The organism is Methanosarcina sp. WWM596 (genome assembly GCF_000969965.1).
In the GTDB taxonomy this organism is placed as follows: Archaea; Halobacteriota; Methanosarcinia; order Methanosarcinales; family Methanosarcinaceae; genus Methanosarcina.
Map to the genome: position 1 here is coordinate 2503783 of NZ_CP009503.1, position 25411 is coordinate 2529193.

The 25411-nt window shown below is 43.1% G+C and carries 20 protein-coding genes and 2 tRNA genes; 13 read left to right on the plus strand and 9 right to left on the minus strand.

The genetic code is table 11. From position 1 onward, the window contains the following. Nucleotides 1–184: 184 nt before the first annotated feature. Nucleotides 185–1204 carry a glycosyltransferase family 2 protein gene (locus MSWHS_RS10905; protein ID WP_048159067.1) on the minus strand — a complete coding sequence of 340 codons (1020 nt, stop codon included), beginning with the start codon at nucleotides 1202–1204 and terminating at the stop codon, nucleotides 185–187. A gap of 21 nt (nucleotides 1205–1225) precedes the next feature. Further along, nucleotides 1226–2125 (minus strand): glycosyltransferase family 2 protein, encoded by a 900-nt coding sequence (locus MSWHS_RS10910; protein WP_048129909.1) that lies wholly within the window; start codon nucleotides 2123–2125, stop codon nucleotides 1226–1228. A gap of 983 nt (nucleotides 2126–3108) precedes the next feature. On the opposite strand from MSWHS_RS10910, the gene MSWHS_RS10915 reads away from it, so the two are divergent. Both MSWHS_RS10915 and MSWHS_RS20425 read left to right on the plus strand, forming a co-directional pair. Beyond that, nucleotides 3109–3996 (plus strand): DUF1616 domain-containing protein, encoded by an 888-nt coding sequence (locus tag MSWHS_RS10915; RefSeq protein ID WP_048129908.1) that lies wholly within the window; start codon nucleotides 3109–3111, stop codon nucleotides 3994–3996. 2 nt (nucleotides 3997–3998) lie between these two features. Further along, the gene (locus MSWHS_RS20425; protein WP_156151219.1) at nucleotides 3999–4157 is read left to right on the plus strand and encodes a hypothetical protein; all 159 of its coding nucleotides are present in this window, start codon (nucleotides 3999–4001) and stop codon (nucleotides 4155–4157) included. 28 nt (nucleotides 4158–4185) lie between these two features. Here the strand turns inward: MSWHS_RS20425 and tnpA are convergent, their stop codons facing one another. After that, a complete protein-coding gene (gene tnpA, locus MSWHS_RS19390; protein ID WP_082088120.1) occupies nucleotides 4186–4647 on the minus strand; it encodes an IS200/IS605 family transposase in 462 nt (153 codons plus the stop codon). A gap of 189 nt (nucleotides 4648–4836) precedes the next feature. On the opposite strand from tnpA, the gene MSWHS_RS10925 reads away from it, so the two are divergent. Beyond that, complete coding sequence (locus MSWHS_RS10925) at nucleotides 4837–5655, plus strand: CPBP family intramembrane glutamic endopeptidase (protein WP_156151220.1); 819 nt, start codon at nucleotides 4837–4839, stop codon at nucleotides 5653–5655. Between the two features lie 459 nt (nucleotides 5656–6114). On the opposite strand, the gene MSWHS_RS10930 is transcribed toward MSWHS_RS10925, so the two are convergent. Further along, nucleotides 6115–6312, minus strand: a complete 198-nt coding sequence (locus MSWHS_RS10930; protein ID WP_048159069.1) for a hypothetical protein — start codon at nucleotides 6310–6312, stop codon at nucleotides 6115–6117. Nucleotides 6313–7110: 798 nt separating this feature from the next. Here MSWHS_RS10930 and MSWHS_RS10935 point away from each other — a divergent pair. From MSWHS_RS10935 to MSWHS_RS10960, 6 genes are all read left to right on the plus strand, one after another. Next, nucleotides 7111–7779 carry an acyltransferase gene (locus MSWHS_RS10935; RefSeq protein WP_048129906.1) on the plus strand — a complete coding sequence of 223 codons (669 nt, stop codon included), beginning with the start codon at nucleotides 7111–7113 and terminating at the stop codon, nucleotides 7777–7779. Nucleotides 7780–7844: 65 nt separating this feature from the next. Further along, entirely contained in the window at nucleotides 7845–8927 is a 1083-nt protein-coding gene (locus MSWHS_RS10940; protein ID WP_048129905.1) for a DegT/DnrJ/EryC1/StrS aminotransferase family protein, read from the plus strand. 47 nt (nucleotides 8928–8974) lie between these two features. Next, a complete protein-coding gene (locus MSWHS_RS10945) occupies nucleotides 8975–9913 on the plus strand; it encodes a UDP-N-acetylglucosamine 3-dehydrogenase (RefSeq protein WP_082088186.1) in 939 nt (312 codons plus the stop codon). 90 nt (nucleotides 9914–10003) lie between these two features. Further along, the gene (locus tag MSWHS_RS10950) at nucleotides 10004–11431 is read left to right on the plus strand and encodes a nucleotide sugar dehydrogenase (RefSeq protein ID WP_048129904.1); all 1428 of its coding nucleotides are present in this window, start codon (nucleotides 10004–10006) and stop codon (nucleotides 11429–11431) included. Nucleotides 11432–11496: 65 nt separating this feature from the next. Further along, entirely contained in the window at nucleotides 11497–12549 is a 1053-nt protein-coding gene (locus MSWHS_RS10955; protein WP_048129903.1) for a polysaccharide deacetylase family protein, read from the plus strand. 584 nt (nucleotides 12550–13133) lie between these two features. Then, entirely contained in the window at nucleotides 13134–14642 is a 1509-nt protein-coding gene (locus MSWHS_RS10960; RefSeq protein WP_048129902.1) for a lipopolysaccharide biosynthesis protein, read from the plus strand. A 633-nt stretch (nucleotides 14643–15275) separates the two neighbouring features. Here the strand turns inward: MSWHS_RS10960 and MSWHS_RS10965 are convergent. Both MSWHS_RS10965 and MSWHS_RS10970 read right to left on the minus strand, forming a co-directional pair. Further along, nucleotides 15276–15348, minus strand: a tRNA-Gln gene (locus MSWHS_RS10965). 389 nt (nucleotides 15349–15737) lie between these two features. Beyond that, complete coding sequence (locus MSWHS_RS10970) at nucleotides 15738–15977, minus strand: type II toxin-antitoxin system HicB family antitoxin (protein ID WP_048129901.1); 240 nt, start codon at nucleotides 15975–15977, stop codon at nucleotides 15738–15740. Nucleotides 15978–16254: 277 nt separating this feature from the next. On the opposite strand from MSWHS_RS10970, the gene MSWHS_RS10975 reads away from it, so the two are divergent. The 3 genes from MSWHS_RS10975 (at nucleotide 16255) to MSWHS_RS10985 (ending at nucleotide 20123) form a co-directional block, all read left to right on the plus strand. Beyond that, nucleotides 16255–17367: a methylcobamide--CoM methyltransferase gene (locus MSWHS_RS10975; protein ID WP_048129900.1), complete on the plus strand. Its 1113-nt coding sequence runs from the start codon at nucleotides 16255–16257 to the stop codon at nucleotides 17365–17367. Nucleotides 17368–17373: 6 nt separating this feature from the next. Further along, nucleotides 17374–17730: an SLC13 family permease gene (locus MSWHS_RS10980; protein ID WP_048129899.1), complete on the plus strand. Its 357-nt coding sequence runs from the start codon at nucleotides 17374–17376 to the stop codon at nucleotides 17728–17730. 293 nt (nucleotides 17731–18023) lie between these two features. Next, on the plus strand, nucleotides 18024–20123 hold the full coding sequence (locus MSWHS_RS10985; RefSeq protein WP_048129898.1) for a methyltransferase domain-containing protein: 2100 nt from the start codon (nucleotides 18024–18026) through the stop codon (nucleotides 20121–20123). 166 nt (nucleotides 20124–20289) lie between these two features. Here MSWHS_RS10985 and MSWHS_RS10990 read toward each other — a convergent pair whose 3' ends face one another. The 3 genes from MSWHS_RS10990 to ilvE all read right to left on the minus strand — a co-directional run bounded on the left by MSWHS_RS10990 (nucleotide 20290) and on the right by ilvE (nucleotide 24807). Continuing rightward, complete coding sequence (locus MSWHS_RS10990) at nucleotides 20290–21384, minus strand: GTP-binding protein (protein ID WP_048130698.1); 1095 nt, start codon at nucleotides 21382–21384, stop codon at nucleotides 20290–20292. A 384-nt stretch (nucleotides 21385–21768) separates the two neighbouring features. Continuing rightward, nucleotides 21769–23712, minus strand: a complete 1944-nt coding sequence (locus MSWHS_RS10995) for a molybdopterin biosynthesis protein (RefSeq protein WP_048129897.1) — start codon at nucleotides 23710–23712, stop codon at nucleotides 21769–21771. A 216-nt stretch (nucleotides 23713–23928) separates the two neighbouring features. Beyond that, nucleotides 23929–24807, minus strand: a complete 879-nt coding sequence (ilvE, locus tag MSWHS_RS11000; protein ID WP_048129896.1) for a branched-chain-amino-acid transaminase — start codon at nucleotides 24805–24807, stop codon at nucleotides 23929–23931. A 348-nt stretch (nucleotides 24808–25155) separates the two neighbouring features. On the opposite strand from ilvE, the gene MSWHS_RS11005 reads away from it, so the two are divergent. Further along, nucleotides 25156–25230: transfer RNA gene (locus tag MSWHS_RS11005), tRNA-Arg, on the plus strand. Nucleotides 25231–25411 lie beyond the last annotated feature (181 nt).

The window sequence follows — 25411 nt, forward strand, 5'->3', positions numbered from 1 at the left end:
GGATTGCAGGATTGGACCTGAAGTAAAAGGTTCAGATTTTTTTGTTTGAACTCAATAGGATTTACATTGAGGTCTATATTGGTTAAGAATTTTTTGCTCCAACGTGCTTCAAGCCAGGTTCAATATCTCCAACCATTTTTACATTTGAGTATGGCAACTATGGCTGCAGTAACCGGATAAATTCTTAAGCATTATTTTTTGAAAGAGACCTGGCTTTTGAAAGGAAAATCGAATTTGCAAAACTGTACAAAAAACCCAGCCCATAAGTGACGTGTTGCACAGGGATCACGAACAGAGCAAAGAGGCCGTACTTTGATTTCATCTTATATATTACCTGAATTGAGGAAGCAAAAACCAGAACGAAATATAAGACCATCAGTACCAGCAGAACTATTATCGGCGCTGAATACACAAGAGAAACAATAAGAGAAAAGACCGCAAAAAGTATGGCAATAGAAGGCAAAAAAGCATACCAGCGGACGAATTCGCCGTGTTTTTTGAAAAGCTCGGCCATCCACATTCCATACTTGAACATTCGTACGGAAAATGACTTGAGGGTCCCTCTTCTGTGGTGAAGCACTTTTGCTTCTGGAATATACAGGAATTTATAACCTATTTTGCTTATTCTGTAATTGAGGTCCCCGTCCTGGCCCACTACAAACCGCTCGTCAAAATATCCGGCTTCCACAATTGTATTTTTCTTGTACATCGCATTGCAGTTGGGAAGGGAACTTACATAATGTATCTTTGTTGAATTATTAGATTGGGCAGAACCCCCCGACCCCAGAAAAGTTTCCTGGGCATATCCTACCACCCTGCCAAACACAGGATCAGTATCGAATATTAAATTCGGACCGCCAACACATGCCACATCTTCAGGGGCATTTTTCATTTCATTGACAAGTATTTTCAGCCACCTGGGGTCGACCTTGCAATCCCCATCTGTAAATGCGACAAGATCTCCCTGGGAATTTACAACTCCAAGGTTCCTTGCTGCCGCAACATTTTTTCGTTCATTGAGAAGGAGCCGGACAGGGTATTTCTGTACGAGATCCCGGGTTTTATCAGTGGACATTCCGTCGACTATAATAATTTCATATGAATCCTGAGGGTACTCGAGATGAAGAAGGGACTCAATGCATTCTTCAATGAATTTTTCTTCGTTGCGAATACCTACTACAACCGAAACAAAAGGATATTCCATAAAATGACCCCGTTTTTACCATTATTGTTTTCTAATCTGTTCATTTAGAAATATCATTCTTGAAATGGCGTGCAGTATGATTCCTGTAAATATCATAAAAGCCCCTATAATTGTCAACATCACCATAAGGAGAGTGGGACCGAAACGCAGGTATCCTCCCTGAATATAATCCTGCAGAAATTTCAACCCCATAAGAAAACCTGTGGATGCCATAATCAGACCCGGAACAGCAAAATAGTATAGGGGCCGCCTGTATTCCATATCCTTCAGAATCCGAAACAGGACCTTGGGACCATGTATGAAAGGATGCTCACTGGAACAATCCTCGAGATCATATCTGCAGTGAATTTCTACTTCCGTAAATTTTAGTTTATGATCCCTTGCCTGAATAAGAATTTCGGAGCCTGCAGACATATCAGTGCCATTAAGGTTTATATTTTCAATAGCTTTTCTGCCATATGCCCGGAAACCACTTTGGGAATCAGTAACATTGAGACCACCTGCTATGTAAGTTGCAACATCAAGGACTTTCATTCCAAACTTACGATATATAGGGACATTTTTTCCGTTGCCGTTGACGAATCTTGAACCGATCACAAGGTCAAATCCCTGTTTTAAGGGTTCCAGAAGCTGGGGAATTTCGGAAGGATCGTGCTGACCATCGGAATCGATTATGACCATAGCACCTGCACCGAGGTTGCGGGCAGTTTCAAAACAGTTTCTCAGGGCTGCTCCGTATCCTCTGTTAATTTCGTGGCGGATTACGTAGGCACCAAGGGATTCAGCGATATCGACAGTATTGTCTGTACTCCCATCGTCCACGACCACCACCCTGTCTACGTATTTTTTGCAGCCTTTGATAACCTCTGCAATGGAATGAGCTTCGTTATATGCAGGCATGGCTGCAATAGTAATGGTCATGTGAATCATCTACCTCTTTGATACAAAGACTCATGAGTCTCTCTAAAGCGCCTTTTGAGAGGAAAATCGGCAAGAATTTCAAATACAGCGAATACATTTTTCAGAGTCACCGCTCCATAAACTTTAAAGGGTTTCTAAGGATCGTCTGTAACCAGATCTACAGCGCGTCATTTGGGGGACTGTTGTGCTCCTTTTAGGGAAAGGAGAGATGCCCTACAAACAAGTCATCGTTCTGAATAAGACGTGTATTTGTTTTAATATATGAGCTATATAAACATTTAGACACAAAAGATAGTTCTGCAGTCCCTCCGATGGCGAAAAATCAATAAGCCTGTATAAACCTTCCGTTGGCTTAAAAATGAACTTAAATAGCTCTAATATAAATTTCGATTATTATTTAATGTGTCTAATAATTTGTACAGATAGTTGAAATCAAGAGATTTTCTTGGGATACACATTAACATACTGTAAAAAAATAAGCTGATCCGGATAACTCTCTCAAACAAATGTCAAAAATTAATCTGAGCTATAAAAATTCCAGGGAAGACATAAAGAAGAAATACATATTTATAATAACAGGCAGGAAAAAGGGAAAGATATTTTATACAAAAAAGTAATTTGAGTAGATCAAGTCAAACGTACTATTAAAAAAAATATAGACTATTCAGGGACATAAGTTTTACTGAGATTAAAAAACAAGCTATTTACTATACTGAGATTAAAAAACAGGCTATTTACTAAATAGAAAATAGGCTTTTTACTGATGAAAAAAGCTCCGGAATTGACACTCGGGCCAATCCCCAACCTTCCGGTTCTCAACTCTTCGCAGCAGAAGATTATAGAAAGCCAGCTGGAGAAAACAGCCGGAAAGATTTTCTGAAAAACCCTGCGAGTGGAATACTAAAATAGGCAATTAGCCTGCATAAAAGAAAGATAAAACTGGAAAGCCAGAAAAACATTAAAACCATTTTATGAGGAGTCATATGGCCGGGAACCAGAAGTTTCCATCTGACCTGCTATTTGTGGTAGGCTTTGTAGTTCTTACGGATATTTTCGTACTTATTCCCGTACTCAGTGAGAGTTTTATTCGCACAGTCCTTGGCCTACCACTGGTATTATTCCTACCAGGGTATGCCCTTACAGCTGTGCTATTTCCGACAAAAACCGGACTTGAGGGAATTGAGAGGGCAGCACTTTCGGTCGGAGTGAGTGTCGCAGTTGTACCTCTTATAGGACTTGTACTTAATAATACATCATTCGGGATTAAGGAAGTGCCTCTTCTTGTAAGTCTCTCTGTGTTCGTTATACTTGCATGTGCAGCAGCATATATTCGCAGAAGGCAGTTTTCAGAAGACAAAGCCTTTGGAGTTTCTTTCAAGGCTTCTGCTTATTCTCTATTAGCTCAGGTCCTGGGAAAAACCGAGTCTTCAACGGAAAAAATACTCCGGATTTTTCTGGCAATTTCCATTCTAGCTCTAGTAGGAACTGTAGCTTATATATCCATAGTTCCCCATGAACAGGAACCATTTACCGAATTCTATATCCTCGGACCCGATGGGAAAGCTGATAACTATACTACGGATTATGTGCAGGGAGAAAGTGGGACCGTTGTAATAGGGATCGCAAACCATGAGCATAGAGCAGTAAACTATACAATGGATGTCAGGCTTGAAAACAGATCCCTGCCATTACCTGAAAACCTGATAAATATAAAACTTGATGACAACACAACCCTGGAAGAGCCCCTTGAGATTACTCCCTCTGTTGAAGGAGAGAATATGGAGCTTCAGTTCCTGCTTTTCAATGAGACTGAAAAGGCTGTACCTTACAGGGACCTGCGCCTCTGGATAAACGTTACCGAGGAGGCCTGAAGATGGAAACATATGAGAATAAAGAGATGCAAACATCTGAAAATAAGGAGATGCAAACACCTGAAAATAAGGAGATGCAAACACCTGAAAATAAGGAGATGCAAACACCTGAAAATCAAATTGCGTGCGGCCACCCCAACCTAAAGGATGGGGTATGCTGATGGGCCGCCCGCCCGGTTATTCTGGTACTTAGAAATCGTCAATTTTCCGTTGCCTAGACTTTAATCTATATGATTGAACCTCTGTTTTCGGTTTTCCCTGCGACTCCTTAATGTAGTGCTTGATTGTGTCAGCGGTTACATTTCCAACGGATCGATAGAATTTACCACTTGACCATAGACTTCCACCCCAATATCGTGTTCTCAGTTCAGGATGAAGCTTGAACAATCTGTAAGAACTACCTCCTTTCAAGTATTGAACCACCTCTGATAGAGAGGTGCTTGGGTGGAATTCCAGGAACAGGTGAACATGATTATCTACAACTTCCAGAGCATGGATTTTGTAGCCTTTCTCTGTGCAAATATTGTGGAATATAGACTCGCAATCCTTTTTAACTCGTTTATTGTAGAATATCTTGTATCGATACTTAGGCACCAACACGATGTGGTAGGTAATCTGACCATAGCCATGGCTAAAACTGCGCAATTCCAACGCTTATCACATCCTAGCCATAGGTAGCTGGAACCACCTGTGGCTATGGTGTCAAAAAACCTCATTTTACAAAAAAACGATGATTGATACAGTTTAAGCGAATACAAAACAGCCAGCGAGGGTTCACTTCATCCCCGACCTGAAGGTCAGGGTATTCGTGACCCTCTGCACTCCCATAGTAATAAAGAGATGCAAACATCTGAGTATCAGGGAATGCATGTGCCTGAAAATAGGTCGACACACAATCCTGCATTAAAAAACATAGGGCTTTATCTGATTATTCCGATTTTAGCCATCGCTTTTGCGGAATTTATGATCTATTCTGGAAGGGTTCTGGAAGCCATGGAGGTGCATGCAGTCATCCTTCTCGGGCTTTCTCTCTCCATGTTGTATATCAAAAACGAGGAAATCCAGAAGACTTATCAGGCCCTTATTCTGCTCCCAATCCTGCGACTTGTAAACCTTTCAATGCCAGCATTTTATGAGGAAACCCTTTACTCATTTGTCTTTATCTATGGTCTCCTTACAATTCCAGTAACCATTGCACTGACTCACCAGGGTTTTTCCCGAGAACGGCTTGGAATAACTTTCAAAAGGATAGGTTTCTATATTCCACTTTCGATAATTATGGGTCTCCTGCTTGGAATAGGAGAATACTTAATAATAGAGGCAAACTACCTCATCCCCGACCTTTCAGTTTCCTACCTGCTGATACTTACTTTTATTATGGTCTTTTTAGTAGGGCTTATTGAAGAGATCATCTTCAGGTCCATTCTGCAGAACAGGCTCGAAGAGTTCCTTGGCAGCCGCGAAGGCCTGATCATCACAAGTGTCCTTTTCGGATTAATGCATTCCGGGTATGGGAGCATGGGTGAAATATTCTATACCTCCTTTGTAGGTTTTATCATAGGATTTATGTTTTACAGAACCCGAAGCCTCCCTCTGGTCACAATGATCCACGGTTTCATAAATGTCTTCCTCTTTGGAGTTATTCCCCATCTTCTTTAATGTTATTTTTGAGAAGATTTTATTTTTTGGGTAGTTCCTGATTAATTTGTTAATCAATTCCAGAATCCCTGTGGAAATATTTCAGATATCTCTCCCTGCACCATCTCTCCCTGCACCATAAGAGATTAGGCTGGCCGGTTAGCCAGATAAATTATAAATTGAAAGCCAGTGCCGCAATTAAGATATACAATATACCGAAGAAATGTCATCAGGGTCAAGAGAAGACTTTACTTAACCCTAAAATCACTATTCAACTCTGGAAAATATAAGTCTTTCAACCCGCCTATCTTGAAGTTAGTCAAAAAAAAGTGAGTACGAGGTTTTTCTAGCTATTTTTATCTTGTATTTTATGTCACGTCGAGTGTGGACAGGAAAGGCCCGGTATGAAGAATAAGGTTGTACAAAAGTTTATTTCTCTTGGTGTTCATGCATTCAAGGCTTTAAAGAACCCTCCATATCTTAAAAGAGATCTACAAGTTTGTAAAGAATAACTGCACCGAAAGAAAACAGAAGTGGAAGGATTCCCATATTCAGAGATGTTTTCACAGAATCTCCCCAGTGCTTTGACAGAGGAAGAAAATCCCTGAGAAGTAACAGTAAAAGCAAAGTTGCTACGGCTACTGATGCACCTTCAGGAACTCCAGGGGTTGTCATCATTGCTAGCGTGCCCGAAGAAGCGGAAGTTGATGAGATTAAACTTGTAAGCGTAGTCAGACCTCCTCTAGTTGATTCAGGTATATAAAAGAAACAGATGTGCAATCTTATATAAAAATCCTCCTCCTTTTAATTTCCTGAATTCAAGCTATATGACCCGAATAAGAATACAGAAAAGAGGGTGGAAGTTCCTGAAATATCTGAAAGTCCCGATCCAAGGAGTAGAAAAAAAGGTCAATTGTATTTTTAGATCGAGGATAGGGCAGATCAGTTCTACGACTTTAAGAGATAATCATCCAAAATTTTTAAGGAGAGAATCTTTCGTATAAAAATTATTGATATAATTATAATCTATAATAATTGTAGCGTCAGGAGAAATGGCATTATAATAGGAGAAAAATAGCAGGGTAAAATCGTAGTATTAAATAAGTATTATTTAAGATAGTAAAGGCATTTTTATGCCTGAATATGACGATTCGTGCAAATCAACCAGAATTAATTAGAGAAACTTATCAGAGGAAATCAGGAAAATAGTGAGAGGCAAATAAACCAAATACCTTAAATAAGTATAAAATATATCTAGCTAAGAAATTCATACAGTTAATAACTTCAGGGAGTGAGTCCAGGGAAAAAAGAAAAATCATAACCGTCTTCGGGGTCAGTTCGGATCAATAAATTTGCCAGGTCTTCCGTGGATAGGAAAATCCCAATAAATTTACAAATAATTATTATGTTGCTTTGATTTGATTCAAAGCACTCCGAATGAGTTATAAGGTACAGGAGAAAAACGGGGGGAAGAATATGAACTCAAAAGAAGTCAAAATTCACAGTTCTTCTAAGGTTTACGGCACCTCTGTAATCGGAAAAGATACGGTAATCCTGGAGAATGTAATACTGGGGTATCCAGAACACAGAGTCCTCATGGAGATTCTCAAACAGGATCTGGAGATAGAGGACTTTGATTTTCCGGGTTGCAGTATAGGTCCGAACTCGATTATACGAGCAGGTTCTACAATTTTTTCCAGCGTAAAGATCGGAAAAAACTTCAAGACCGGACATAACGTAATGATCAGGGAAAACACACAAATAGGGGACAATGTACTTATCGGAACGAACGTTATCATAGATGGAAACGTGAAGATAGGAAATAATGTCAGTATTCAGGGAAACGTCTATATTCCAACGAATGTGGTTATCGAAGATAACGTATTTATTGGACCATGTGCTGTTCTTGCCAACGATAAATATCCTATTCGTAAAAAATATGAGCTTAAAGGCCCTGTTTTGAGAAAAGGAGCATCTGTAGGCGCTAATGCCACCCTGCTTCCGGGAGTGGAGATCGGGGAGGGAGCAATGGTTGCCGGAGGAGCCCTTGTAACAAAAGATGTGCCTCCGTGGAAGCTGGCGGTCGGCGTACCTGCCAGAATACAGGAGCTTCCTGAAGATCTTAAAGAATTTAACCGAATATAAATCTATCAAAAAACCAAAATTAAGTAAGATAAAGTTTTATTGAGACTATTATAAGAGGTCCGAAAATGATCCCAATCGCCAAGCCCCTGCTGGGTAAGGAAGAGATTGATGCAGTAACAAAGGTCCTGAGTTCAGGCATGATTGCACAGGGACCGAAAGTAGAAGAATTCGAGCTTGCTTTTTCTGAGTACACCGCCTGTGAGTATGCAGCTGCTGTAAACTCCGGCACTGCCGCCTTGCATATCGCGCTTCTTGCCCACGGTATTGGAAAAGAAGACGAAGTAATTACAAGCCCCTTCACCTTTATTGCCACTGCAAATAGCATTCTTTACACTGGTGCAAAACCTGTTTTTGCAGATATTGAACCGGATACATATAATATAGATCCCGAAAAGATCCAGGAAAAGATTACTTCAAAAACGAAAGCCATTATGCCTGTCCACCTTTACGGACACTCTGCGGATATGAAAGCCATAATGGAAATCGCTGAAGACCACAAGTTTGTTGTGATAGAGGATGCCTGCCAGGCCCATGGTGCAGAATACCTCGGGAAAAAGGTTGGCAGTTTCGGAACCGGGGCATTCAGCTTCTACCCGACTAAAAACATGACAACAAGCGAAGGCGGGATGATCACAACAAACGACAAGGAAATAGCAGAAAAATCAAAGATGATCAGGGCTCATGGCTCAAGAGTTCGCTACCTGCATGAAATGCTGGGCTTTAACCTGCGCATGACTGATATTGCAGCCGCAATCGGGCTTGTTCAGCTCGAAAAACTGGACGGGTTTACTGCTGCAAGGCAGAAAAACGCGGCCATGCTTTCAGCCGGGCTAAAAGGTATTTCAGAAGTTGTACCTGCAATAACAAAACCTGACTGTACCCACGTTTTCCATCAGTACACAATCAGAGCTCAAAAGAGGGACGAACTGGCAGCTTTCCTGAAGGAAAATGAAATCGGAACCGGGACACATTACCCAATACCCATCCACAAACAGCCCTATTATATGGAACTGGGGTACAAAGATTCCCTGCCGGTCTCTGAGAAAGCAGCAGAAGAGGTTCTTTCCCTCCCTGTACATCCGGCTTTATCTGAAGACGACGTGCAGAAGATAATTAAGACAATCAGAGAATTTTATGCAAACGATTGAGTAATTCCCGGATAGTAATCGCATTTTTAGATACAGGAAGTGAAACCTTGATCAGAGTAGGAGTAATAGGCACAGGCGCCATGGGCCAGAACCATGTCCGAATCTACAGTGAGATGGAGGGCGTGGAACTTGCCGGAATATCGGATGTAGACCAGGCCAGAGTCGAAGCCATGGCTGCCCAGTATAAAACGAAAGCCTTTACGGATTATCAAAAAATGTTTGCCGAAGGCCTTGATGCAGTAAGCGTTGTTGTACCCACAAAACTGCATAAACAGGTGGTTCTTGACGCCCTGGAAGCCGGTCTTCATGTCCTTGTAGAAAAACCAGTCGCCGACACGGTTGAAAACGCAGACCTGATGATCGAAGCTGCAAAGAAAGCAGATAAAGTGCTCATGGTAGGGCACATTGAACGTTTCAACCCTGCAATTATAAGGCTCAAAGAAATCATAGATTCGGGCACCCTTGGCAAGATAGTATCCATCTCTACCAAGAGAGTTGGCCCTTACAACCCAAGGATAAGGGATGTTGGAGTAATTCTGGATATCGGTGTTCACGATATAGATGTCATTTCATACCTTTATGGCAAAAAGATAAGGGGTGTTTACGCCATTGCTGGTGCAGATATCCACTTTTTTGAAGACCATGCCTCAATTATCCTGCGTATGGACCATAATTTCGCAGGTGTTGTAGAAACAAACTGGTTGACCCCTCATAAGGTAAGGAAACTGACAGCAATAGGAATCAAAGGTGTAGCCTATCTGGACTACATCGACCAGACAGTCGAACTTCATGACAACGGCTGGATAAGAAAAGCCAAAGTAGAGCCAAGTGAACCCCTGAAAAATGAACTCGTTTACTTTATAGATTGTATTAAGACAGGTAGAGAACCTAATCCCTGCGGGGAAGATGGAAAACATGCCCTTGAAGTAGCAATGGCAGCCATCAAGTCCTACGAAGAAGAAAGATTGATCGAAGTAGGGCAGTAAACCAGAGATATAACGGTTACTGGAATAAAAGTCCGAAAGCCTCAGAAAAATGGAAGACTATCTTAAAAACAATACTGGAAAGTGATAAGCATGAGCAAATTGGAAAAACTTCTAAAGGAACGTGGCCCTATCAAAAAAATAGGAGTACTTGGTATGGGTTATGTAGGAATCCCCGCAGCCGTCTTATTCGCAGATGCTCCCTGTTTTGACAAAGTACTGGGCTTCCAGCGCAACTCAAAAAGCTCAGGCTACAAAATTGATATGCTCAACCGGGGAGAAAGCCCGCTCAAAGGGGAAGAGCCAGACCTTGAGGAACTCATCGGAAAGGTCGTAAAAGCAGGCAAATTCGAATGTACCCCTGATTTTTCAAGGATCTCCGAACTTGATGCAGTTACACTTGCAATTCAGACTCCTTTTGCGAATCCCAAAGACCTGGTGCCTGATTTCAGTGCTCTCATAGAGGGGATCAGAAACGCAGGAAAATACCTGAGACCGGGTATGCTTGTAGTCCTCGAATCCACAATCACTCCAGGGACAACTGAAAATATGGCAAAACAGATCCTTGAGGAAGAGTCCGGTTTGAAAGCAGGAGAAGATTTTGCCCTTGCCCATGCCCCTGAAAGGGTAATGGTAGGAAGGCTTTTGAAAAACATAAGGGAACACGATAGGATCGTAGGTGGAATTAATGAGGCAAGCACAAAAAGGGCTTTTGAGCTTTACTCACCCGTGCTCACGGTTGGAAAAGTTATTCCGATGAGTGCAACCGCGGCAGAGGTTACAAAAACTGCAGAAAACACTTTTCGCGACCTTCAAATTGCAGCAATCAACCAGCTTGCCCTATACTGTGAAGCTATGGGTATAAATGTCTATGACGTCAGGACCGGGGTTGACAGCTTAAAAGGTGAGGGTATAACAAGAGCTGTCCTCTGGCCCGGAGCAGGAGTTGGAGGTCACTGCCTGACAAAGGATACATATCACCTGGAAAGAGGCGTCAAGATCGGGACAGGACAGCTGGACTATCCCGAAGGTGCGGATTCAATCTATGTGCTTGCCAGAAAAGTCAATGACTTCATGCCTGTACACATGTACAACCTGACTGTTGCAGCCCTTGAGAGGCTGGGGAAAGAAATGAAGGGCTCAAAGGTTGCAATGCTCGGCTGGGCATTTATCAAAGACTCGGACGATGCCAGGAACACCCCATCAGAACCTTACAGGGATCTCTGCCTGAAAGCCGGAGCCAGTGTTATGGTGCACGATCCTTATGTTGTCAATTATCCGGGCGTCGAGATTTCTGATAACCTGGAAGAAGTTATAAAAGGTGCGGATGCTGTTATTGTGTTTGCGGGACACAGTGCGTACCATGATGTGAAAGCTGATTGGGTGAAAAAAGTAAGCGGGAAAAGTAATCCGGTAATTGTTGACGGGCGAAATGTAGTCGAACCAGGGGAGTTTATCGGAAAGGGATTTGTGTATAAGGGAATAGGGAGGGGAGACAAAAACTCACATGAGATAATATGAAGGGGAAAATTCTCCTTTTTTAAGACTAATTTGTCTTTTAAATCTGGAAAAATAGGGCGAGAATCATGTTTGAAAAACTGAAAGAAAACGAGGAACTCTGGGCTCTCTATGCTAGAAAGGAAGAATACGACCTGACTTTTCGCGACAGATATGAGAGATTTCCTTACTACATGAGCGGGCATGGAAATATTTTCGAACCGAGAGTTTCCAAATTTCTGGTAGAAAACGGGCTGAAACCGCAGTATCCTGACGGAAAAAAATTCGCGGTCTGCCTCACACACGACATCGACGCGGTTTATCCGGATAAACTGTATCCGATTATCGGGTCTATTAAAGCCCTTGCCAGAAGGAACCTGACCGAGGCAATGAAAACCCCTTTTTCCAGGATTCACAGGAAATGGAATCCATGCTGGAACTTAAGGGAAATAGTGAAGTTGGAAGCAAAATATGATGCAAAATCCAGTTTTTATTTCCTTGCCCTGAACCCTGAAGAAACGGACTTTAATTATAATATTAGAGACCTTGAATCGGAACTGGGTTTTATCTCCGACAGTGGGTGGGAAGTCGGCCTTCACGGCGGACACGAGTCCTACAAGAGCCTGGAAGACCTTAAAGAAAAAAAAAGGCGGGTTGAAGAAGTCCTGGGTAAAAGAATTATAGGGTACAGAAATCACTATCTAAAGTTTAGCGTCCCTGAGACCTGGGAGTTGTTGAGCAAAGCAGGGTTCAAGTACGATACCACACTTGGGTATCCAGACTGTGCAGGCTTCAGGAATGGGATGTGTCATCCTTTTAGGCCTTTTAATTTGAATGAAGGGCGTCAGATCGATATTCTGGAAATCCCGCTGGTTATTATGGACCGTTCGCTTTTTAAAGACTACATGCGCCTTGATGTCAAAAAAGCCTGGGAATGTACAAAGCACCTTATCAATACGGTTGAACGGTATAACGGTGTGATCACAATCCTGTGGCACAATAATACTTGCATTGAGGGAGAGAACCTTAAATACTACGAAAAAATCCTTGAGTACTGTGCCGGTAAAAACGCCTGGATTACCAGCGGAGAGGAAATCTATAACTGGTGGACCAGTCAGGTTGAACCGGGGACCCAAAAGTAAGGATCAGTTAAAAGATTAAGTTTGGCTTCATTTACAGGGGTAAAAACAACATCAATCGGCAGCTCAAATGGATTTCTTTTTTGCGGTGATATAGCTGCCTCAAGAAGATACCTGATTGATGTTGATCTCGGCAATTCATGCTGTTAAAAAGTTAACAGTGACTTTCTGTTAAAAGTTCAATAATTTTCTTATCCGCAGGATTAGAAGCTACAAAGCTGGAATTATGCCTGAAAAATCCGTTATTCATGCGTTTTCTGGATATAGACTGTCACTACTGGGCGAAGAGTTCTGTTGATTCGGATGAGTTTATAAGGGAGAATTTGGTTATAGGAAATGGGAAAGGGAGAAAAAAGAATCTGGGTAAAAAGTAAGTATCCTTAGTTCCACATTTTTAAGCGCATAGACGTCGTCTGATGCTGACTTATGCGCTTAAGCTTAAGCACATTAGATTCAGGGTAGAATCTCTAAACCGCAATCATCTGACTTCACAGATTTGCGGAACAGCATGTATGCGCTTAAAAAGACAGAAGTCAGGAAGTATAGGTTCAGGGTGCTGAAAAAACGACTTTTTCAGGGTACTGGCTATGGATGAAAAGACGGAAAAAGCGGTAAAAAAGTCATCAAAAAAAGAAAAGAAGGCAAGTTTTGTATCAGATGTGCTGACACTTGCAGGCGGAACGACCTTTGCTCAGATCCTTACGATTCTGGCAGCTCCTGTTCTGACCCGCCTTTACGGACCGGAGGATTTTGGAGTCTGGGCCCTGTATATCTCCATAACGAGCATTATAAGCATTATTGCATGCCTCAGGTATGATTATTCCATAATGCTACCAGAGTCCGAAGAGGAAGCAGTAAACCTTTTAGGCCTTAGTTTCCTCTCCGCCCTTGCTGTTACCGGTTTAACCGTGCCATTTATATGGCACTTTCAGTCCCGGATAGTTGATCTGCTAAATGCCCCGCAGATCGAAGAATATCTCTGGCTTGTGCCTCCGTTCGTGTTTGTGAACGGAGTTTTTCTCGCACTTAACCAGTGGAACTCAAGAACAAAACTCTTCAAGAGGCTCTCCTTCTCAAGAATTTCCAGTTCAGTTTCGACCACTGCAACCCAGATTACTCTCGGGGTTGTAGAAAAGCCCACAACTGCAGCCGGTTTAATCGGGGGAAGCCTTGTAGGCCAGTCTGTAGCGACATTCGTGCTTGGAGGGCAGATCTGGAGAGATGACAGGCGTCTGATAAAAAAGAGCCTGGGCTGGAAAAAAATATACGAAGGTGCAATAAGGCACCGCAAACTTCCGCTCATAGATATCTGGTCCGCACTTATGAACTCGATCTCCTGGCAGCTTCCGGCTTTTCTCCTTTCAGCTTTTTTTACTCCTGCAGTTGTTGGCTTTTACTCCCTCGGGTTCCGCCTGCTTCAGTTACCCATGAGTTTTATTGGAGGTTCGATCTCACAGGTATTTTACCAGAGAGCGTCAAGGGCAATATCCGAAGGCACCCTCAGTACTCTTGTTGAAAGTGTGTTCCGAATGCTCGTGCTCATAGGCATGTTCCCTATATTGATCCTCACAATTGTCGGAAGCGACGTCTTCACCGTGATTTTCGGGAGCGCCTGGACAGAGGCAGGAGTCTATGCCCAGATCCTGAGCCTCTGGGCATTTGTATGGTTTATCTCTTCCCCTTTGACCACAATATACCTGGTAGTAGAAGAGCTTCACTTCGGCTTCAACTACAATTTCTTCAATCTAGTAACCCGTTTCCTGTCCCTCACAATCGGGGGCTTGCTGGGAAATGCCCGTGTGGCCCTTGTCCTTTTCTCCATATCAGGCATTGTGGTATACGGGTACCTATGCCTGAAAATGATGTACTACTCTGGCGTAAAGACTTCAAGAGCCCTGGAAATTGTATTCTCAAACCTGATCCTCTTTATCCCTGCGGGAGCAGTTCTGGTAGCTCTCAAAATCGCAGGAATAAACCAGGTCCTTCTTGTAGTAATCTCCGGTTTGATTATCTGCATTTATTATCTGTATATACTTAAAACGGATAAACAGGTAAAAGGAATAATAAGGGAATTAAAATCTCCGGGAAAAGTGTAAACTCGGTTCCAAAAAAAGTCAACGTGAAAATATAAATAGACGTTTCTGAGAGACATCGTTGTAAAACCAGTCTGCAGTGAATTTTTTTGCCGTCGACCGTCGAGATCTTAAAACGAATTTTGCTTTCTGAGGGGATTACTTTCTTGAAAATCGCATTCGATTCATTATTTTTGCTTTCAGCAGGTCAACATCACAAATTAGAATATTTTTCATGATATCTTTTTAGTACATTTAATATATGTTTATTATGTTTTTTCGCTGGTTAACGCGTAGCTTAACCCTCACGACCGATATGATCACTAAATCCTTTTTTCGTCAAAGTTTGGTATAATAGATTAATAATTGGTCATATGTAAACCTAGCAACTACACATAATTGTAGGCTGGAAAATTGAACCTCAAATTTTTGGTGTAGAATCATATTTTTCTCAAGCAAACTTTTTGGCGTAGAATCATATTTTTCTCAAGCAAACTTTTTGGTGTAGAATTATATTTTACTTAAGCGGACTGAGAAAGAAAAGGAGCGATTTAACCTGGAGATAATAAATTTTCAAAACTCGATTTTTATTTTATTATGAATGGGGAATTTCAAAATTACATTTGTCCAGGGGATTCTCCATAAAAATAGTAATTATAGTCCTGAGCGGATTCGAACCGCTGTCCCGGGCTCCAAAGGCCCGAAGGATTGACCACTACCCTACAGGACTGCGCATGAAAGCTTTTACTTATAACATAATTCATGTACTTAATTTTTGTGCCATCTCAGAACTTTTTTTGCGGGATTTTCAGGTCAAATGCTAAATTATATAACAAGTCGTGTGCTGGCTTTAAAACTTTTTCTATGAACGTATTTTTTGTTTAGAATGAATTTTTTGTATAATTAATTTAAAGTAAGTTACATTCTCTCTATATAATGGAGCTGGAAGAAATAGGTATGACCGAATAGTGAAGTCTTGGCGGATTGTTAAAGAATCGCCCGGAGTTACCTGCTCCTGCTCTGGCAATATGTTGATGGGAATGTATTTTCAGAGCTGCTGTGTTGGGGGACACCGTAAGGGATGAGGGTGGCACCGGGCTTCTTCTCACAACTTTTTCTTTATCGCACCGTTTTCTCTCCGGACCTTTTCCCGGTTATTTTAAATGTTGTTAAAAATGGGCGCTTGATCGGAAGGGGGATGTCATTTTTTTTTATATGAAGCTCAACCACTTCTTTCAGGTTCGAAACTGCTTCTTCAATCGTTTTTCCCTGGCTTGATATGTCCAGTTCCAGGCAAGAGGATACGTACTGCTCATTCTCCTTTTTCACCATTGCAGAAAATGTAAACATTTCTGTCATGTTTTGTAATACTTCAGTGTTTATGTTAAATATTTCGCAGTTAGCTATTTATTCTCTGATTAAAGCGGAAGTTTAGCTGAAGTCCCTGGAATTTTTTTATAAAGGCCGTGACTTAGGTTATTTCTATTTTGAGACCTGAAAGTTTTCATGTTTATGCAGGTTTGAACATATGATGTGATCAGTATGAAAAAAGACATTCATCTTCAGTTCAAACTCCCTGGTATTTATAAAACTACTTTTATAGTGATATCTGGAAACTTAATAAAGGAGATATCATATGGAAGCGGAAATGACCTCAAGGGAGCGTTTTATTAACGCACTCGAAAGAAAAGATGTAGACCGTGTCCCATACGGCTACCTGTGGTTCGGAGCAGGGCATGCGGTATTGGAGCGGATGGGTGCAAGCCTCAAGGACGCCTACGGTTCTGCAGAGGGAATTGCAAGGGCGCAGATCCTTGCGCGGGAGATGTATCACCACGACAATGTGATGTCTCCATGGGGCTGCCTTCTCGTGGAAGCTGAGGCGCTAGGGACGAAGGTGAACATCAAGGAAAACGGGTACCCGACTGTTGAGAAGTATGCCCTGAAGTCTGCGGCAGAACATGAAAAGATAAATCCAATGGACGTCGAGCGTTCGGAGCGGGTGAAGACCGTTGCCGGATCAATAGAAATTCTCAAGAAAGAAATCGGGGACGAAGCCTTTATTACCGGAGCAACTATGGCTCCTTTGATGCTGGTTTCTCAGGTCATGGGGGGTAGCAGGCTCTGTATTGATATGCTCAAGGACCGGGAAGGTTTACACGCCCTGCTGGATAAACTTACGGAAAGTTGCATACTTTTTGCCGACTCCCTGCTTGAAGCTGGAGCTGACGGCATTTTTGTCGAAAACGGAGAAAGCACAGGCGACCTTTTCAGCCCCCAGATGGCTGAAGAATTCATGCTGCCGTATACGAAGAAACTTTATGACTATATCAAAGCTGAAGGAGGATACGTAATTTCTCATAACTGCGCAGCCCAGGCCTTCTATGACCTGGAATTGAAACTAGAACCCAATGCCCTTAACTTTGCCTTCGGGGACGTCAGGCTGCTCGGCAAAAAGTACGGGGTCGAATGTAAAAAGCTCCATAACCACAAAAACATCGGGTGCGGCCCGAGGCACTGTTTCAAGGAGTTTAATGAATTCTCGGGTGCAGGCATCTGCCTTATGGGAAACATCATCCCGGACGCTCCTCTCGCCGGCTCTCGCGCTGAGATCGAGCATGAGGTAAAAAGCTGTCTCTCCGCAGCCCCGGAAAAAGGTTTTATCCTTGCCACAGGCTGCGAAATCCCTCTGAACACTCCGCTTGAAAAGATGGAAATGCTCTGGGATGCAGTAAAAGCTGGGATTTAAGGCTTTTTGTGTCTTCAACCCGACCTTTCGGTACTCGTCCTCATGGGAGTCCTTTTACTGACCGCTCTGAGGCAGGTGGGGTCTTTGAGGCCGCATATCTGGCAGGTTATGACTCTGGGGGCTTTCTCGGTATTGTTGCTCGGGAAAATCCCACCTCAGGAGGTTTTCAGGGCAATCAACCTGGACGTGCTCCTCTTCCTTTTCGGGGCTTTTTGTGTGGGTGAGACGCTTAACAGGAGCGGATACTTTGCCTGGCTTGGGAGTCGGATAGTTTCAAGGGCAACTGATTGTGCTTGCTGCTGGAAGTACAATTGCAGGAATTTTTTACTCCTGGGAGCTGCAAACAATGTTATAATACTTTAGAATGCTGAAAAAGAATGTGATACATTTCTTTTAATCGAATTAGCCATAATTATGATCTTAATTCCATTTTTAGATGTTATTATTTATCTTATCTTCCTTTAAACTCTAAATATAATATTGTTTCTCTAAATAAAACTAAAAAATCGTTTTTATCTTTAAATGCCCTTTTAAAACCTATTGATCCTTTTATAAATCTAGTTGGTTATCCCCTGCAGTATATAAAGGGTTTTCAACCCTCCGATAAACTTGATATACTGAAAGCACATACACTTTTTTCTGGAAGATATCAGATCATGACCCAGAATACTACCGATTCAAATCCCAGGCGCAAACGCGCTAAAGGTACCGCACAGACGAAAACCCTCGGGCCGGTTGACGACCTTGAACCTCATGTCCGATCCGATTGGTGGCAGACTCTTTTTAACTCCCTTTACCTCAAGACCGATGCCGATCTTCTGGATGATATGGAAGTTACAAGGAAAGAAACAGATCTTGTTGTTTCCATCCTCGGACTTGCTCCTGAAGACACGGTTCTTGACCTTTGCTGTGGACAGGGCAGGCATGTCCTGGAACTGGCAAGAAGGGGGTTTTCAAATGTTGAAGGCTATGATAGGTCCCAATACCTTATCCGGAAAGCAAGAACAAGGGCTCAGAAGGAAAACCTGCAGGTCAGGTTTAGGGAAGGGGACGCAAGAAAACTTCCGTATCCATCTGATACTTTCTCTGTAGTTATCATCCTTGGAAACAGCTTCGGATACTTTGATTCCACTCTGCATGATCGAAAAGTGCTTGAGGAGGTTTTCAGAGTACTGAAGCCCGGAGGCAGGGTCTTTATTGATGCTGTAGATGGGGACTATATGAAAAAGAATTTTCAGCCGAGATCATGGGAATGGCTGGACAGGAAGTATTTCGTATGCAGGGAAAGGGCTCTTTCTTCTGATGGTGACCGCCTGATCTGCAGGGAGGTTATATGTCGCAACGACCGGGGAATAATTGCAGACCAGTTTTACGCTGAGAGGCTGTACAACAGGGAAAGCCTTTTTGAGTTGCTTACTGCATCAGGTTTTAGCATCCCTACTTTTCATACAACTTTCAGTCCCATATCAACAGGGACCCAGGATGCAGGAATGATGGGGCAGAGAATCCTGTTTTCGGCAACTGTTGAGAAATCCTGGCCTCTTCTTCAGAATGCTGAAAGTAAAAAGCCCCTGAACGTTGTTGTGGTGCTCGGAGACCCACGAAAGGAAGATCAGGTCAAGCCTGCCTGCGTATTTGATGATGATGATTTCGAAACTGTTAACAGAATGAAAAAGGCTCTTGCCGATATTCCTTACATGAAATTCACTTTCCTGGACAGGCACGAAACCCTTCTCGAAGACCTCAAAAAGAAGGCTGGAAAAACTGACCTTGTACTCAACCTCTGTGATGAAGGCTTTTACAATGACCCTACAAAAGAGCTCCATGTTCCTGCCCTGCTTGAACAGTTAAATATTCCTTATACAGGCGCGGGCCCCCAGTGCCTTGCCTTCTGCTATGATAAGTCTCTTGTAAGGGGGGTCGCCCGTGAGATGCGGATTCCTGTGGCAAAAGGAATTCTCGTTACCGGGGATTCTGACGTTTCAAGGCTTTCTCTCTCTTTCCCTCTGCTTGTAAAACCCAATTCCGGAGATTCAAGTTTCGGAATAACGCAGAAAAGCATAGTCCACAGCAGGGAAGAAATATTTGAGATAATGAAGGAGACGAGGGAAAAAATAGGGTCTGATAAGCCTTTTCTGCTGGAGGAGTTCCTTCCCGGGAAAGACATCAGTGTTGGCATCATAGGAAACCCGCCTTTCTGTACTGTGCTGCCTATCACGGAAGAAGACTACTCTGCAGTCCCTGAAAACCTCCCCAGAATCTGTGGGTATGAGGCCAAATGGCTCCCGGATTCTCCGTACTGGAAGATCAAATCCGTACCGGCGATACTTTCTGAAAAGACCGAAAAAGAAATTCTGAGATGTTGCCTTGCTCTCTTTACAAGGTTGGGTTGCCGCGACTATGCTCGTTTTGACTGGAGACTTGACGCCGAAGGCAGGCCAAAATTGCTTGAAGTAAATCCGAACCCTGGCTGGTGCTGGGACGGGCACCTTGCAAAAATGGCCGCTTATACCAATATCTCCTACTCCGGTATGCTGGCAGCAATTCTTGAGGCTGCAAAGAAAAGGTCTGGTATCGGAACCAGTGTAAAGGTTGAGCTGCATAAGAAACTCTCTGGACAAATCTCCAGGAAGAGCCCGGCTGAATGTGCTGCGGAATTCGAGGAGGAAGTCGAAGCTAAAGGCTCTATCGAATCAGAAACCGACAGAAAAAGAAACATTTTCTCCGGCAATTCTGAAACAATACAGGCTCTTTAAGAGTATATATATCAAAAAGTAACATCAAAAAGACCGGTTAAGAAAAAGGTTAGATTTGAAAAAAAATTATATTCAAAAAACTCATTATATTCAAAAAAACTAAGTCATAAAACTACGGAATGCGAAAGATCGATTTCTTCCTTTTTTCTTCCCTTTCGCTTTCCTTTTACTTCTGGATTATTATCGTGAGGATATCCTCGTCCTCCATTCTGTGATCGAGCCCTACTCTTTGCCCGGGGTGTTTTGCAGATGGGCCCCATATCTGGGCATAGCGGAACTTCCTGCGAAAATCGCGATGCAGACGGTCACAGATCTGACCTATGTTTGTCCTGCTCATAACTATAAGGGGCTCTTCCATATCTGCTGGTCCTCCCTGAGGTTTCAGGTAGACTCGAATAAAGCCCAGGCAGTCATAAATAGCGTCTTTGAGAGCCTCGATATTAGTGCCTTTATGGGCTGAGATGAAAATTGAGTTCGGGTACATTTTCCTACACTCTTCTATCAGCTGAGGGTAGGCAAGGTCAACCTTGTTGACCGCGATCAAAGAGCGGACATAACTCCGGTTGTCCAGGACGACATCTATGAGCTGGTCCACAGTGATGTTTTCTCTTATAAGGACATGGGCATTGTGGATTTTGTATTCATCCAGCACGGCTTTGATGGTCTCTTCATCGAGGTCAAGATCAATGGTTGAGTTTATCTCGACTCCACCTCTGTCCTTTCTCTTGATGGTAACGTCAGGGGGTACCTCATCCACACGGATTCCTGCCTGATAAAGTTCGTCCATAAGCACTTCATAGTGCTTGGGCTGAAAAACATCAAGCAAAAAGATAACCATGTCGGAGTTTCTTATGACCGAAATTACTTCTTTCCCGCGTCCGCGCCCTGAAGACGCGCCTTTTACAAGCCCGGGTACGTCAAGGAACTGAATTGTTGCGCCTTTGTGCTCAAGCACGCCAGGCACTACAGTAAGGGTGGTGAATTCGTATGCAGCTACCTCTGATTTTGCGCCAGTAACTTTGTTTAGAAGAGTGGATTTCCCTACCGATGGGAAGCCCACAAGAGTTACGGTACCGTCTCCCGATTTCTTGACCGAGTAACCGTCTCCTCCACTCTTTGAGGAGGCTTTCTTCTCAATTTCGTCCCGCATGCGGGCGATCTTGGCTTTTAGCCTGCCTATGTGGTGAGAAGTTGCCTTATTGTACTGGGTCTTTCGGATTTCGTCTTCTACTTCCTGTATTTGCTCCTGTATGCTGCTCATCTGGAACCTGCCGATTTCGGGACTGAAGAAATGATTTTCATAGTACTTTAAAAAAGAAACCGCATCCAAACGGTCTCTATAAACCTTTTTTGATCCAAAACAGATCCGTTATCTGGATATTTTATCCTGAATAGTTGGATGAAATATATATACCTATGGAATGATCTTTATCGCTACTGAATGGTTTTTACTGCTATCATTATTTTGTCCTCTCGCTGCTAAACGGTTTTTACTGCTATCATTATTTTGTTGGCATGAAATGATTTGTACTGATTGATCCGAAAGTGAATAAATTGGGCCGTCATTTATATATCTCAATATATATAATAATATTTAAATCTTCTTGATGGGAAGCCCTCTGGCAAATATACACAACAAACGTCTTTATTCAAAAGAAATATTCTCTCCAGTTCTCTCATATACCTGCAGCCCAGCCGGAAGCTTTGAGGCAAATTCTGTGGAGCTAAGGGTTTGCAGGAATTTTCGGACTTCAGGGGTTTCCAGTATCTCTTTTCTGACCAGGAAGTCATATTCTTCTTCTGCAAATTTTAGGAATTTCAGGCAGTTTCTTTCCGCACAGTTCTTTATGCCCACACCGGCATCAGCCTTTCCTGAAAGAACCGCCTCGCAGACTGCAACTTCAGATTTCGCTCCGGAACCGTATCCAGGGATTAAGTCCGTAAACTCTTTTTTGCTTATTCCCCTTTCCCGTGCTAGCTCTTCTATTTTCATCTCAAGAAGCGCCCTTGTGCCCGACCCTCTGTTTCGGTTAATCAGGCGTTTTCCTGGCAGATCTTCAAGTCCGGAAACCAGGCTGTCATGTCTGACAAGGAGCCCCACTTCTCGCCTGTATCCTTTAACAAGCACAGCTCTGGAAAGCCCCATTGCCTCTATTGTGGGGGTATTGTACCGGGTCTCATTTGGCAGGATCCCGGTCTGTCCTTCGGAATATCTGGTGGGCATGTTCACTCCTGCGATATCCGCCATGCCTGTGGCAATTGCACTGAAACCCCCGCTTGAGCCGGTGTTAAGTGTTCTGAACCTGAGTCCGCTAAGGTCTTCCAGAACATCAAGTCCGGGGCAGAAACCGCCTGCTATGAGCAGGTCCGGCTTTTCAACTTCTCCAAAAAGGGTGACTTCCACTGGAGTTCCTGCTTCTATATACTCTGTCTCCGGTGGGATTTCTATAAAGCCATCTGCTCCGGAAAGAGATGTTATGGCCCCTGAGCCCCTGTCTGCAGGATAAACCCGTCCCCTTACCATGCCTACGGGAAGGAGCTGCTGCCTCCCTTCGGAACGGAGATCCATACCCATTATTCCTTCTTCCGTTTTTTTGATTCCAGCTTCTGCTCCAAGGGATTTTCTAAGAAGAGGAGCCACAAATTCATTGAAGATCATTAAAGCAGATGTAGGGTTCCCGGGAAGCCCGATTATCGGGACATCTTTTATGATGCCGATTATTACAGGTTTTCCAGGTTTTATGTTGATTCCGTGGGCAAGGGTCTCTCCTGCTTCGTCTATTAACCGGTACATCATATCCCCAGCCCCGGATGACGTGCTGCCCGAAGTCAGGATAAGGGCACACTCCGAAACCGCAGTTTCAAGCGCTTTTTCCATCACATTCTCGTTGTCCTTTACAATCCCGTAATTCAGGGGGAAAGCTCCACATTCCCGGACTCCTGTGTACAGTGTGTAGGAGTTTGCGTCATATATCTTCCCCGAAGCCAGTTTTTCTCCCGGATTAACCAGTTCGTCTCCAGTCGAAATTATTCCGACAGGTAGCCTGATTACGGGAACTTCTTTTTTTCCTATGGAAGCCAGGACTCCGATTTCTCTTGTTCCCAGTTTCCTTCCCCTGCGCAGCACCCTTTCTCCTTTCAGGATATCAGAGCCTGCTTTCATGATATTTTCTCCCACGGTTACAGGTCTGGAGATAAGTGCAGTCCCGTTTTCTTCAGAGGTATATTCAACCATAACCACAGCATCAGCCCCTTTGGGAATCGGGGCTCCTGTTGCAATCTCCATGGCTTCTCCTGTCGAGACCGTGAATTTTGCATCCGAACCTGCAGGGATATTCCCAAGCAGTTTCAGCTTTACAGGCTCTGTTTCACTGCAGGCATACGTATCTTCCGCCCGGACCGTGTACCCGTCCATTGTTGCTCTCGGAAAAGGGGGGACATTAATTTCGGTAATAATATCCTCTGCAAGGATTTTTCCGTGGGCATTTTCAAGGGCTGAGCTTTCTTTTTCAGAACGGATCTGAAGGCGGTTTATTATTCTCCGAGCTTCCTCTACAGAGACAAGTTCCCGAAATTCTTTGCGTTTCATAAGAGTCAAACCTGAAATCTTATCGGTTCAGATGGATTTTTTCCTTAATAGCATTTCCCGGTGCATATCAATATGTTCTTGCATCCGTAAACGAAATAGATTCCAGCTAAAAGGGTTTACTGGGAAAAATATTGATCGAAAAAAGATTTTGGCGGGAAAAATCCCGCAATTTTGTTTTTGTCTTCAGAGTCGCGCCTTTTCATCGAACAGACTCTTTTATTTATAAATGGGTGCGCCTGTGTTCTGGGTTATTTTATCAAAGGCTTCAACCATTTTCATTGTAAGGGGTCCGGGTTTGCCTGTACCTATGAGTCTTCCGTCAAGCCTGGTAACGGGGGCTGATTCGGCTGCAGTTCCGGTGACAAAGATTTCATCTGCTGTGTAGAGGTCAAACAGGCCGAGATTTGATTCGATGACTTTGTATCCCATCTCGTCCAGAAGTTCGATGGCTGTAGCTCTTGTGATGCCTTTTAAGTTGCTTATTGTGTGGGGAGTAAAGACCTGGTTGTTTTTGACAATAAAGATATTGTCTCCCGAGCCTTCGCAAACAAAGCCGTTCTGGTCAAGGAAAATGGCTTCATCTCCTCCTTTTTCGTTGGCTTCAATCTTTGCGAGTATGTTGTTGAGATAATTCAGGGACTTGATGTTCGGGGACAGGGCATCCGGGGCATTTCTACGGACGCAGACGCTAACTCCGGTGAGCCCTACTTCGTAAAGATCGCCGTACATGGCTCCCCATCCCTGGGCGATAACAACGACAGTTGGCTTATCACATTTGCGGGGGTCAAGCCCGAGGTCGCCGATTCCTCTTGAGACGATGGGGCGGATATAAGCATCTTTGAGGTTGTTTTTCCTGAGGGTCTCAAGGATTATCTCGGTCATTTCTTCTTTTGTGATTGGGATGTCCATTGCGATTGCTTTTGCTGAGTCATAAAGCCTGTCGACGTGCTCCTTTAACTTGAAGACACGTCCGTTGTATGCCCTTATACCTTCGAACACACCATCGCCGTAGAGGAATCCGTGGTCATAGACCGAAACTTTGGCTTCAGCTTTTGGGACAAATTTCCCGTCTAAATAAATCAGTAAATCACTCATTTGCAAATCGTCCTTTTCAGTTTTTATTTCCTGTAGGTATTTCTCTGGTGCTTTCGACCCAGTACAGTTTTTAATCTACAGGTCAAATAGCCCATTTAACTTTTCTACTCTTTTGCAGTATGTAAGCTCTATGAAAAGCTCTTAAACGAAATCAGAATTCCGGGAGAGTTGCCATACTGAAATTTTTAAGAAACACTCCAAGTAAAGTGGGTAGATATTAAATATATATTACAATTCCGCTTCCACATAAATATTTTAAGATTTTATACCGCTCCAATTAATGCGTTCATACAAAAGGCTTTTATCTTAGAAGGCTCATTTCGTATTCCGCAATAGGATAAGCAACCAGGGCTCGTGGCTTAGCCAGGATATAGCGCTGGGCTTCTAACCCAGACGTCGGGGGTTCAAATCCCTTCGAGCCCGCTTTATTCTTCTTGCTTACTTTTGACTAATCTTGGGAAACAAACCTCGACCTTCTTCCTGATGTTCTTATACTTTTATTTTGAAACTCCTACTCTTTTCCCATTTGATTTTGTCTTTTTTCGGCAATGGATTTTGGCATAGGTGCCGTTTTTTACGGAAGCCTGGGTAGTATCTCTTCTTA

What these genes read in the sequence shown, in the direction of transcription:
- MSWHS_RS10970 (WP_048129901.1), bottom strand. Translation starts at nt 15,977, where the DNA reads ATGACAGAAATGTTTACATTTTCTGCAATGGTGAAAAAGGAGAATGAG.
- MSWHS_RS20425 (WP_156151219.1), top strand. Translation starts at nt 3,999, where the DNA reads ATGGAAACATATGAGAATAAAGAGATGCAAACATCTGAAAATAAGGAG.
- MSWHS_RS10985 (WP_048129898.1), top strand. Translation starts at nt 18,024, where the DNA reads ATGACCCAGAATACTACCGATTCAAATCCCAGGCGCAAACGCGCTAAA.
- MSWHS_RS10955 (WP_048129903.1), top strand. Translation starts at nt 11,497, where the DNA reads ATGTTTGAAAAACTGAAAGAAAACGAGGAACTCTGGGCTCTCTATGCT.
- MSWHS_RS10935 (WP_048129906.1), top strand. Translation starts at nt 7,111, where the DNA reads ATGAACTCAAAAGAAGTCAAAATTCACAGTTCTTCTAAGGTTTACGGC.
- MSWHS_RS10940 (WP_048129905.1), top strand. Translation starts at nt 7,845, where the DNA reads ATGATCCCAATCGCCAAGCCCCTGCTGGGTAAGGAAGAGATTGATGCA.
- MSWHS_RS10990 (WP_048130698.1), bottom strand. Translation starts at nt 21,384, where the DNA reads ATGAGCAGCATACAGGAGCAAATACAGGAAGTAGAAGACGAAATCCGA.
- MSWHS_RS10930 (WP_048159069.1), bottom strand. Translation starts at nt 6,312, where the DNA reads ATGATGACAACCCCTGGAGTTCCTGAAGGTGCATCAGTAGCCGTAGCA.
- MSWHS_RS10910 (WP_048129909.1), bottom strand. Translation starts at nt 2,125, where the DNA reads ATGACCATTACTATTGCAGCCATGCCTGCATATAACGAAGCTCATTCC.
- MSWHS_RS10960 (WP_048129902.1), top strand. Translation starts at nt 13,134, where the DNA reads ATGGATGAAAAGACGGAAAAAGCGGTAAAAAAGTCATCAAAAAAAGAA.
- MSWHS_RS10950 (WP_048129904.1), top strand. Translation starts at nt 10,004, where the DNA reads ATGAGCAAATTGGAAAAACTTCTAAAGGAACGTGGCCCTATCAAAAAA.
- MSWHS_RS10975 (WP_048129900.1), top strand. Translation starts at nt 16,255, where the DNA reads ATGGAAGCGGAAATGACCTCAAGGGAGCGTTTTATTAACGCACTCGAA.
- ilvE (WP_048129896.1), bottom strand. Translation starts at nt 24,807, where the DNA reads ATGAGTGATTTACTGATTTATTTAGACGGGAAATTTGTCCCAAAAGCT.
- MSWHS_RS10925 (WP_156151220.1), top strand. Translation starts at nt 4,837, where the DNA reads ATGCAAACATCTGAGTATCAGGGAATGCATGTGCCTGAAAATAGGTCG.
- MSWHS_RS10905 (WP_048159067.1), bottom strand. Translation starts at nt 1,204, where the DNA reads ATGGAATATCCTTTTGTTTCGGTTGTAGTAGGTATTCGCAACGAAGAA.
- MSWHS_RS10995 (WP_048129897.1), bottom strand. Translation starts at nt 23,712, where the DNA reads ATGAAACGCAAAGAATTTCGGGAACTTGTCTCTGTAGAGGAAGCTCGG.
- MSWHS_RS10915 (WP_048129908.1), top strand. Translation starts at nt 3,109, where the DNA reads ATGGCCGGGAACCAGAAGTTTCCATCTGACCTGCTATTTGTGGTAGGC.